This is a genomic window from Ensifer adhaerens (genome assembly GCF_000697965.2).
GTDB classification, from domain to species: Bacteria; Pseudomonadota; Alphaproteobacteria; order Rhizobiales; family Rhizobiaceae; genus Ensifer; species Ensifer adhaerens.
On record NZ_CP015882.1, the window covers coordinates 203,007 to 212,745 of the forward strand.

Consider the following 9,739-nt stretch of genomic DNA (forward strand, 5'->3'; position numbering starts at 1 on the left):
CATCAAGGGATAAGCACCATCGGACCGCTGCTGCGGCGTTCGAGAATGTCGGCATGGGCGCGCTGCGCTTCGGAGAGCGGATATTTCCGCGCGCTGATCTTACCGAACACACCGGTGCGCCAGGCATCGAACACCTCGTCGGCAGCGGATTGCAGGTTGGCCTTCGTCACATGCTGCCCGGTGCTGCCGCGCACGAGGCGAATGCCGCGACGGCTGAGTTCCGCCTCGTCGATGGCGGCGCCACCGGATGCGGCGCCGATCACGGCGATCGTCCCGCCGTCACGGATGGAGCCGAGCGTCGATGCGAAAGTCGTTGCTCCCACCAATTCATAAACGACATCGACGCCATTGGGAGCGAGGCTGCGGATGTGGTCGTTAAGCGCGAGTGTTTCATATGCAAACGCATGGTCGACCGCCTGCTCCAGATCGGCGAGCTTGCGGCTCGAACCGGTTCCGATGACCGCTATGCCGCGCGCCCTCAGCCAGCGGGCAAGCAGATTGCCGACGCCGCCCGTCGCGCCCTGAACGAGCACGCGGTCGTCTTTGTCGGGCTTCGCCATGGCATTGATTGCCATCCACGCGGTGAGGCCCTTCGTAAGGATTGTCGCTGCCTTCTCTGCGGAGATGTCGTCGGGCACCTTCACGAGGACGTCTTCGCTGACAATGCGCTGGGTGGCATAGCTGCCGGGGGCGAAGAAGTAGGCGACCCGGTCGCCAGCGGCGAAGCGGGTGACGCCCGGTCCGACCGCCTCCACAGTGCCGGCACCCTCCACGCCGGCGACGGCAGGCAGGGCGACCTTGAACGTTCCATCCCGGAACATGGTATCGACGAAGTTCACGCCGATGGCTTCCTGTTTGATCAGAACCTCGCCGACGCCCGGGGCGCGGGCATTTTCCTGCTCGATGCGCAGGACGGACGGGCCGCCCCACTGGCTGTATTTGACGACGTAGGACATGGTCTTCTCCATTAGGCAGGCATGACCTGCCGCCAAGCGGATTCAAATGATGAGGGTTTGCCGTCGCCTGAGACGGCCGGCCTCGGGGTTCTAGCCCTCGAATGCCGAGCTGGCCCAAGCCTGGCACCGGACGGCAATGTCCTGATGAACCAGCACGTTCGGCGTTTTATCGCCGATTCCCTTATGGGTCAGAGGACGGCCAGCAGGCCGCCATCTACGAGGAGGGCGATGCCCGAGACGTAGCTGGAGAGGTCCGAGCCGAGATAGGCCACAGCGTCGCCCACTTCGGAGGGCTGGCCGAGGCGGCGCAGCGGGGTGCGCTTGCGAAAGCCTTCTGAAGCCTCGGCAATGCCGGGGCTAGTGCGCAAAAGCTCGGTGTCGATCGTGCCAGGTGCGACCGCGTTGACGCGGATACCGTCCGGGCCGAGCGCGTCGGCAAGCGATTTTGCCATCAGCACGACGCCGCCCTTGCTGGTGGAATAGGCCACGGTGATTCCGGCGCCGGATATGCCGCCCATGCTGGCCATCAGCACAATGCTGCCGCCCTTGCCGTTCGCCTTCATTTGCCTGGCAGCGGCCTGCGCGCCGAACAGCGGGCCGTCGAGATTGATCGACAGCAGGCGGTGGTAGTCGTCTTCCGGCACGTCGGCGCCATCGGTGCGGAGCGTAATGCCCGCATTGGCGACCATGACGTCGACGCCGCCGAACTCGGCCGAGGCTTCGACGAGCGCATCGTTGTCGGCGCGTTTGCTGACGTCGGTCTTGACGAAGCGGGCGGCCGAGCCGATCGCCTCGATCTCCTCGACCGTAGGCCGGCCGCCTTCGCGCGGGGCCTCGGTGATGTCGGCGACGATCACGGCCTTCGCCCCGTGTTCGGCGGCGCGGATGGCGATGGCGCGGCCGATGCCGCTCGACGCGCCGGTCACGATGACCACCTTGTTCTTCAGAATGTCACTCATGGCACTGTTCCTTCAGAAAAATGGGATGGCTCAGCCCTTCGGCTGAAGCTGGAGGCCGAGCTGGCCGACGAGCGAATAGAGATTGGCGACGCCCCAGTGTTCGGTGATCTTGCCGTCGACGACGCGCATGGCATCCACCGTCTCGAACTGGATCGTCTTGCCGGTTGGTTCAATGCCGAGGAAGGTTCCCTTGTGGGTGCCGTAGTAGGTCTTGAAGGTTGTCACGAGATTGCCGTCGGCCGTTTGCCAGTGGATGACCGCATGGAAATCCGGAAAAGCCTTGCGCAGGCCGGCATAGAGGCCGCGCACGCCTTCCTTGTCCGGCACCATGTTTGGCTGCGGCGTGTGATCGAGAAAATCCTCCGAAAAGACTTCGTCGAAGATGGCGAAATTGCCCTTTCCTTGCACCTCTTCGGTGTTCCGGCGGACCACTGCGATCGCCGCTTCGCTTTCTGCACTTCTGGTCATGGTCTTATCCTTCGATGTCAGGGGTCAAAGTTCGAAGCCGCCGATGGTCATGCCGCCATCGACGACGATCATCTGGCCGAAGACGTAGCTTGCGGCCGGGGAGCTCAGCCACACGGCCACTTCGGCGAGCTCGCGCGGCTGTCCGCCCCGCTTGGCGGGGATGGCTTTCCGTGCAAGATCGGCGAAAGCCGGGTTCTGGGCGCTGTTGGACACGACCATCGGCGTTTCGGTCCAGCCGGGCGCGAGTGCATTGACGCGGATATTGCGGCTGGCGTTTTCCATCGCCACGACGCGGGTGAGGCCGTGGATGCCGTGTTTGGAGGCGGCATAGGCGCTCATGCCGCCAGGTCCGGTCAGCGCGGCAACGGAGGCGGTGTTGGTGATCGCGCCGGCGCCGGTCTTGGCGATCAGCGGAAGCTCATATTTCATGCCGAGGAAGACACTGCGCAGATTGACGGTCAGCACCCGGTCGAAATCCTCGATCGGGTAGTCCTCGATGCGGTAGGTGCCGCCGGTGATGCCGGCATTGTTGAATGCTGCATCCAGCCGTCCCGCATCCTTTTCGATGCGCGCAAGGAAGGCCCTCACCTGCTCTTCGCTCGAAACGTCGACACCGAAGATCTCGATTTTCCCGGCTGCGGAGATGTCCCTGGTCTCCTCAAGGCCGTCCAAGTTGAGGTCGGCCGCGAAAACATGGGCGCCGCGCTCGGCAAACAGCCGTGCCGCCTCCCGGCCTATCCCCGAGCCTGCGCCGGTGACCAGTACCACTTTGCCGTCGAAATCCGCAGACATGGCTTCGCTCCTCGCCCGCCCGTGCGGGACGATGTTTCCGGTTGATTGTTGGGGGAGTGGGGCCGGAGACGTGAACCTCCGGCAGATCGGCTTAGCTGAAGACCTTGATAGCCGCGGCCGCCACCAGTTCGCCCTGGTGACGGGCGCCGGCGAGGTCGATCTCGGTCGGCCGGCGCGATCCGTCGCCGCCGGCCACCGTGGTTGCACCATACGGGGCACCGCCGACGATTTCGTCGGCGCTCATCTGGCCCTGGTGGCTATAGGGAAGGCCGACGATCATCATGCCGAAGTGCAGGAGATTGGTAATGATCGAGAACAGGGTGGTCTCCTGCCCGCCGTGCTGGGTGGCGCTGGAGGAGAAGGCGCCGCCGATTTTGCCGTTCAGGGCGCCGCGCGCCCAGAGGCCGCCGGCTTGATCAAGGAAGGCTGCCATCTGTGAAGAGATGCGACCGAAACGGGTGCCGGTGCCGACGACGATGGCGTCGTAATCCGCAAGTTCCGCGACTGTGGCGATCGGTGCTGTCTGGTCGAGCTTGAAATGGTTGTTGCGGGCAATCTCCTCCGGAACAGTCTCGGGGACCCGCTTGACATCGACCTGAGCGCCAGCCTTGCGGGCGCCGTCTGCGATGGCATAGGCCATCGCCTCGATATGTCCGTAGGTCGAATAATAAAGGACCAGTACCTTCGCCATTTTTGTTCTCCTTTGATTTGAGGCAGTCGCCCTTGCGGCTTGGCAAAAAACTCGCATCGAACCGCTTGGGGGAATAGTCGAATAAAATGATTGGTTACGGTCGAAAAAATCGAACGATATAGCGATGGCTGCATTTGTTCGGACGTTCTATTTAATCGACCATAACCCTCGAATCTTTGCCGCTGTTGCCGATTTTTTAGAGGTGTAGCCTTCTCGACGACGCAAGAAGCGGTGCGATCGAGGGAGCCGGTCATGGATTTGCGCAGACTTCGCCACTTTGTTGCCGTGGCTGAGGAACTTCATTTCGGTAGGGCCGCCGAGCGGGCGCATGTCGTTCAATCGGCCATCAGCCAACAGCTAAAGCTTTTGGAGGACGAACTCGGTTTCACCCTCATCCGGCGTTCGCGCCAGGATGTTAGCCTGACTTTGCTGGGCGAGGTTTTTCTACCCGAGGCGCGCGAAATCCTGCAACGAACGGAGGAGGCGGTGCGGCGGCTGAAGGCATCAGCGAGCGGCATTGTCGGACGCCTGTCCATCGGCTTCGTGGATAATGTGCTGTGGACGCTGCTGTCGCCGATCATCCGCGATTTTCGTGAACGCTGGCCGCATGTCGATCTGAAGCTTATCCCCATGGACCGCGGCGTTCAGGTCGAGGCTATCGCTGCGGGCACGATCGATATCGGCATGATCCCGGCGCCCTCTCATCTTGCCGCGGCCGTCAGGACCGAGGTGTTGATATCGGCGCCGCTCATGGTCGCGCTACCATCCGCGAACGTGCTGGCATTGAGGTCCAAGGTCGAGATGGCGGAGCTGGCAGCGGAACCCTTCGTGACCTTTCCCTGCAAATGAACAGCCGCATTCTCGATCTGCTGAAGACGGCCTGTGCGGGTGCGGGTTTTGCCCCGCGCGTGACGCAAGAGGGCGGACAATTGCACACGCTGCTCTCGCTCGTCAGCGCCGGACTTGGCGTGACGCTGGTGCCGAAATGGGTGGCGAAGCTTCCCCAGCCAGGCGTCGTGTTTCGCGATCTTGCGGATTTTTCCACGCCCTATGAACTGCTGCTCGCCTGGAAGGACGACGAACCGAACCCGTCGGCCGTCACATTCCGCGAGGGGCACATGATGTCGTGCACATGGCACTCAGCGGCACGCCGCGCGCCGGCAGGCTCTGATCTCGAATCCCGATCACGAGGTCATTAATCATCGCCTGCAGACATGCATAGGGGTTGCGGCGGCGGCAATGTCGGGAAGGACGGTAACAATGTGGTTGAGTGCTCCGGCAGGGGCTTCCCCCGTCGATTCCTCAGACGGCCCTCGAGGTCGAGCACGGCGCGGCCGGCATCGATGACATTTGTGCCGGGACCAACGAACCGCCGGATTTCTGGCAATATGTACCGAGCATCAGGGATGAGGCCTTTTTCGGACACCGGCCGACGACGCGGGAATGATCCGAGTCATAGCCGCGATGGGTAGCGAGATCGAAGTCGACCAGGCCGACAACAGCACCAAGCACCACAGCGGCACGCGTTTCAATTCGTCCGCTTTTGCGCCTGTCCGCTGTGGAACGGGCACCAGGCCTTCGAAAATCCCGGCCGAATTTTCGGCCAGCTCGCCGAAACGCCGGACGGGGTGCGTTACTCTGCCTTTCCACGCATGTTTCGCGCGGCGGTCGCCAACACTATGTGCTGGCACTCAGCTGTGAGGTTTCCTGCGCAGACAGTTTCCACGGTTTGAAATTCGACCGCTATTTCCTGGCGCATCTGCGAGCGCACCCAATGCGGCAGCCGCGCCGTGCCACCCTTGAAAGGGCGGCTGGTAATGGAGCACAACAAGCGCCGAGCTATCCCTGCTCAATCCGCCCAGCGGGCGAAAAACTGTCGTCCTTCGTGCTTCCCGAACATTTGCTTCGAGCTACCACGACGGGAGAAAACAATTCGTGCTTGGATTTCAGCGGTCAGCCAGTCGTTTGTGCCCCTAAAGCGAACCGCGCTCATAAAAGCGCAAGAGCCCGATGATGGTAGCAAGCGTGCGAGAGCAGCATTTGTTCGAGGCCCCTAGTCTGGCTGTGTCCGATAAAGGACATTCCAACCAGGAGAGCGAAAATGACTGTGAATCAAGTAAATGAAGTCGAAGGCAAGGTGGCTATCGTAACGGGTGCCGCGAGCGGAATCGGCAAGGCAACTGTCGAACTGCTGCGTGCGCGCGGCGCGAAAGTCATCGCCGAAGATGTCGATCCCGACGTGAGATCGCTAAAAGCGGACGGAATCGTGCCTTTGGTGGCCGATATTTCCAGGGATGGCAGCGCCGAGGAGGCTGTCGCGCTTGCTCTGGAGCATTTCGGAAAGCTCGACTTGCTGGTCAATAATGCGGCCCGCATCGTCTACAAGCCCGTCGTGGAGATGACTCGCCATGATTGGGATTATGTGATGGAGACGAACGTTACCGGTGCTTTCCTTCACTCCCGCGAAGCGGCGAAGGTGATGATCAAGCAGAAGAGCGGAGCGATCGTGAATATCGCGTCCTATGCCTCCTACTTCGCCTTTCCGACAATCGCCGCCTACACGTCGTCCAAAGGCGCGTTGGCACAGTTGACCCGGACGTTGGCGCTGGAGCTTGCCGAGCATGGCATCCGCGTCAATGCGATCGGCTCGGGTGATGTCGTCACCAACTTGCTGAACAGCTTCATGGAAGACGGTCCCGGCTTTCTCACGGAGCATGGCAAGGGTGCGCCGATCGGCCGTGCCGCCCAGCCGTCGGAGATCGCGGAAATTGTGGCGTTCCTCGCGTCCGACCGCGCAAGCTTCATCGTTGGCTCCGTCGTGATGGCCGATGGCGGCTATAGCGTCCAGATCAAGTAAGGAAGGGGCCATTGCCCGAAAATTGTTAGTGGTCCGTAAATTTCGGGGCCTTCGGCAGCTATTTGCCGATGGCCCCGGAAACCTTATGCCTCACGCCACAGACGTGGTGTCCGCTCTGGTTCGGTGTTCCCGTCGAAAGCGCTGAACATGCGCGATAAGCGCCCGCAGCTTGGGCGCCATGTTGCGCCGGCTGGGGAAATAGAGAAAGAGCCCCGGAAAGGGCGGCAGAAAATCCTTCAGCACTGAAATCAATTCGCCCCGTTCGAGATAGGGTCGAAACGTCTCCTCCAGCGCAAATGTGATACCGCCGCCGGAGAGCGCCGTCCGCATCATCAGGCGCAGGTCATTGGTCGTTATCTGGGGTTCGACGGAAACATCGAAGGCTTCTCCCTCCTGCACGAATTCCCACCGATATGGTGCAGTGTCCGGCGCTGGGCGCCACCCGATGCAACGATGATGAATCAAATCCCTTGGGTGGGTCGGCAATCCATTGGCTTCGAAATAGGCCGGGCTCGCCACGACGACTTCCCTTTGTTCGCCCGATAGCGGAATGGCCACCATATCCTGTTCAATGATGTCCCCCAGACGTACCCCCGCATCGAAACCGGCGGAGACGATGTCAAACGTGTCGTCCGTCACCGTCACATCCAAGACAATATTGGGGTAAGCCTCGGCAAACGACGCAATGAGCGGGCCAGAGAGAAATTCTTCGGCAATCGAGGTCGCCGCGATGCGAAGCACGCCGTGGGGGTTGACGTTGCCGCCGACGTCTTCAAGCGCGGACAGGACCTCGGCCAGGGGGCGAGAAAGCGTGTCGCGAAGGCGCTCGCCCGCTTCAGTGAGCCTGACGCTGCGCGTCGTGCGCGTGACGAGCGCGATCCCACAGCCATCTTCCAACCGCCGGATGCCCTGACTGACGGCCGAGCGCGTAACACCGAGGCGAGCAGCGGCGGCCACGAAGTTCGCCTCCTCGGCCACCGCGAGGAAGAGGGGTAACAGGTTTAAGTCGATTGTCATTGTCGCGTCCTGCTAACCAATATGGTTATGTATAATGGGATACCGACGACAATCAACGCCGTCTATCCTTCTTTCATCCCACAACGCACAAGGCGAGTGGAGATCGAAACCCACCCAGGATGAAAGGAAGAACGATGACCTCTTTGAAGCTTATGCTGGCTGCAGCCGCCATTGCTGGCGCATTCACAGCTCCGGCCGCCGCCCGGGACGCCGCTTGCCCCCAGCAGGGCGACAAAGCTCCCTTGTCGCTCCACAAGAGCTGGATCATGACGGGATGGGAACGGCATGAGGGTGATCCCCGCTTCGTATTCGCCGAGAAAATGCGCGCATATTACGACCTGGAGAACACCACCGGCGTTTTCTACGATAATTTTGCGCCCGGTGAGAAACAGCTCTTCCGCAATGCGGCCCGCTACGGTGCAAACTGGGAAGACCTGCAGAATGCGGCACGGTCCGTTGCCCACGGCCTGACCGACGGGCACGATGAGATCATCGGAGACAGCGTTGCCTCGACCACTCTGGGCTTTGTCGGCCGGATCGAACGCCTCGACGGAAAAGTGATTGCTTTCGACGGTCGTTCGCAGTTGGGTTGGCAATGCGTGAAGGGGGCATGGAAGATCCGCCATGAGCTGAACTACGCCTGGACGGTCGAGCCCAAAACAATCGAAAAATTCCTGGGGAAGGCACAATGACCGGGAAAACCTCACCACACCCCTATGCCGGCATGTGGGTCACGGCCGATGGCAACATCCGGCACGCGCTTCTGCCGAACGGCCGCTACGACGAGGCGCGCGGGCGGCGCGAAAGCGCCTATCAGGGGCGCTATGTAGTGACCGGCGACCATATCGAATACTGGGATGATACCGGGTTCACGGCGGATGGCGATTTTGTCGATGGCGTGCTCTATCATGCGGGCATGGTGCTGTATCGCAAACCGTGAAGCATCCCCACGATCAGAAGGCGGCTTTCAGCGGGCCGCCTTCTTCGTGCCCGATCCGGGCGTGCGTCAGGGCCTCTTCGGAGCAATCGGCTGGGCCAATGATCAACTTGGATCGGCGCCCATGACTAGTCCCTCGATGTCGTGCTTTTGCGTAATCGGCACGAGCTCGTCCACCACGCGGCAGACGAGGTGCTTCTTGCCGATTTCCGGCAGGGCATCATACCAATCCCGCGTGACCATCATGTCGTGCAACTCTGCATGCCCAGCGCCCGGCCTGTCCACACCCAGCACCATGACGGGTCGTGCAATAGGGGACTGATGCTCCGTGCCTCGGTGCACCGTCAGCGCCGAGCGGCAGGAAATGTCGCCGCGCTGCGGATACTTGCGTGTCGCACGCTCTTGAAACCGGCTCCAGAGCGCCTTGTCCGGGAACATTTCGTGCTTCCATTCCCGGCCATCGTCATATTGCGTTCCCGGCGCCACTTCGAACGGCCCCATATCCTCGGTGACGTCAACGCCGGTGAGGTTGAAGGCAAGCGAGGTAATCTGGTGGTCTCGATAGGTATCTACAGGCGAGGGGAAGTCGCGGTGCCACGGCTGGTATTTCGCGCCCTGGAACGGCACGTCGAGGCCTATCTCCACGATCTGGTAGTCCGATCCAAGCACGTTGGTGCAGACATCCACCACCCATGGATGGGTGATGAGATCGACGAAGCCGCGGAAGGCCTGGGGATGGATTTCGACATACCAGCGGCGCGGTCCCCGGCTGACCGCGCCGCCGGGCCTTTGAATGGCCGACCAGAAGGCCGTCATCATGTCCTCGTGCATATCGTCGGCCCATGCCAGACTGAAAGCACCCTTCAGCCCGATGATGCCGTCTGCCGCCAGCTGCGCCATCTGCGCAGCAATATCGTAGTCGGGTGCTGGCTTCGTTTTCATCCGGTTCTCCTCCCAATTTTCAACAAGGCTACTGCGACTAATAAATATTAGTCAATGGCCGATTTTTATTAGTTGGTGTAGAGAGGGCAAAACGGGGGCGACATGAGCGGTGGAAAAAAG

The 9,739-nt window shown here is 61.3% G+C and carries 12 protein-coding genes and 1 pseudogene; 6 read left to right on the forward strand and 7 right to left on the reverse strand.

Annotated elements, in window-relative coordinates:
* Positions 1–2: 2 nt before the first annotated feature.
* From FA04_RS28490 to wrbA, 5 genes are all read right to left on the reverse strand, one after another.
* Positions 3–956 (reverse strand): alcohol dehydrogenase catalytic domain-containing protein, encoded by a 954-nt coding sequence (locus FA04_RS28490; protein WP_051659514.1) that lies wholly within the window; start codon positions 954–956, stop codon positions 3–5.
* A 188-nt stretch (positions 957–1,144) separates the two neighbouring features.
* Complete coding sequence (locus tag FA04_RS28495) at positions 1,145–1,915, reverse strand: SDR family oxidoreductase (protein WP_034799866.1); 771 nt, start codon at positions 1,913–1,915, stop codon at positions 1,145–1,147.
* 30 nt (positions 1,916–1,945) lie between these two features.
* Positions 1,946–2,383 (reverse strand): ester cyclase, encoded by a 438-nt coding sequence (locus tag FA04_RS28500; RefSeq protein ID WP_034799869.1) that lies wholly within the window; start codon positions 2,381–2,383, stop codon positions 1,946–1,948.
* A 24-nt stretch (positions 2,384–2,407) separates the two neighbouring features.
* Positions 2,408–3,175, reverse strand: a complete 768-nt coding sequence (locus FA04_RS28505) for an SDR family NAD(P)-dependent oxidoreductase (protein WP_034799871.1) — start codon at positions 3,173–3,175, stop codon at positions 2,408–2,410.
* A gap of 91 nt (positions 3,176–3,266) precedes the next feature.
* Positions 3,267–3,866 (reverse strand): NAD(P)H:quinone oxidoreductase, encoded by a 600-nt coding sequence (gene wrbA, locus FA04_RS28510; protein ID WP_034799872.1) that lies wholly within the window; start codon positions 3,864–3,866, stop codon positions 3,267–3,269.
* A gap of 252 nt (positions 3,867–4,118) precedes the next feature.
* On the opposite strand from wrbA, the gene FA04_RS36300 reads away from it, so the two are divergent.
* From FA04_RS36300 to FA04_RS28525, 4 genes and pseudogenes are all read left to right on the forward strand, one after another.
* The gene (locus FA04_RS36300; RefSeq protein ID WP_051659515.1) at positions 4,119–4,715 is read left to right on the forward strand and encodes a LysR family transcriptional regulator; all 597 of its coding nucleotides are present in this window, start codon (positions 4,119–4,121) and stop codon (positions 4,713–4,715) included.
* Positions 4,712–5,065: a LysR family substrate-binding domain-containing protein gene (locus tag FA04_RS36305; protein ID WP_051659516.1), complete on the forward strand. Its 354-nt coding sequence runs from the start codon at positions 4,712–4,714 to the stop codon at positions 5,063–5,065. The genes FA04_RS36300 and FA04_RS36305 overlap by 4 nt, the downstream gene beginning before the upstream one ends.
* Positions 5,066–5,348: 283 nt before the next feature.
* A pseudogene (locus tag FA04_RS36705) lies at positions 5,349–5,713 on the forward strand (short-chain fatty acyl-CoA regulator family protein); the annotation flags it as partial.
* A 254-nt stretch (positions 5,714–5,967) separates the two neighbouring features.
* On the forward strand, positions 5,968–6,723 hold the full coding sequence (locus FA04_RS28525; RefSeq protein WP_034799873.1) for an SDR family NAD(P)-dependent oxidoreductase: 756 nt from the start codon (positions 5,968–5,970) through the stop codon (positions 6,721–6,723).
* 90 nt (positions 6,724–6,813) lie between these two features.
* Here the strand turns inward: FA04_RS28525 and FA04_RS28530 are convergent, their stop codons facing one another.
* Positions 6,814–7,740, reverse strand: coding sequence for a LysR family transcriptional regulator (locus FA04_RS28530; protein WP_034799874.1), 927 nt, complete (start codon positions 7,738–7,740; stop codon positions 6,814–6,816).
* 134 nt (positions 7,741–7,874) lie between these two features.
* Here FA04_RS28530 and FA04_RS28535 point away from each other — a divergent pair, with 134 nt between their 5' ends.
* Both FA04_RS28535 and FA04_RS28540 read left to right on the forward strand, forming a co-directional pair.
* On the forward strand, positions 7,875–8,432 hold the full coding sequence (locus FA04_RS28535) for a hypothetical protein (protein WP_034799876.1): 558 nt from the start codon (positions 7,875–7,877) through the stop codon (positions 8,430–8,432).
* The gene (locus tag FA04_RS28540; RefSeq protein WP_034799880.1) at positions 8,429–8,680 is read left to right on the forward strand and encodes an Atu4866 domain-containing protein; all 252 of its coding nucleotides are present in this window, start codon (positions 8,429–8,431) and stop codon (positions 8,678–8,680) included. The genes FA04_RS28535 and FA04_RS28540 overlap by 4 nt, the downstream gene beginning before the upstream one ends.
* Before the next feature lie 102 nt (positions 8,681–8,782).
* Here FA04_RS28540 and FA04_RS28545 read toward each other — a convergent pair whose 3' ends face one another.
* Positions 8,783–9,619 carry a phytanoyl-CoA dioxygenase family protein gene (locus FA04_RS28545; protein ID WP_034799881.1) on the reverse strand — a complete coding sequence of 279 codons (837 nt, stop codon included), beginning with the start codon at positions 9,617–9,619 and terminating at the stop codon, positions 8,783–8,785.
* Positions 9,620–9,739: the final 120 nt, after the last annotated feature.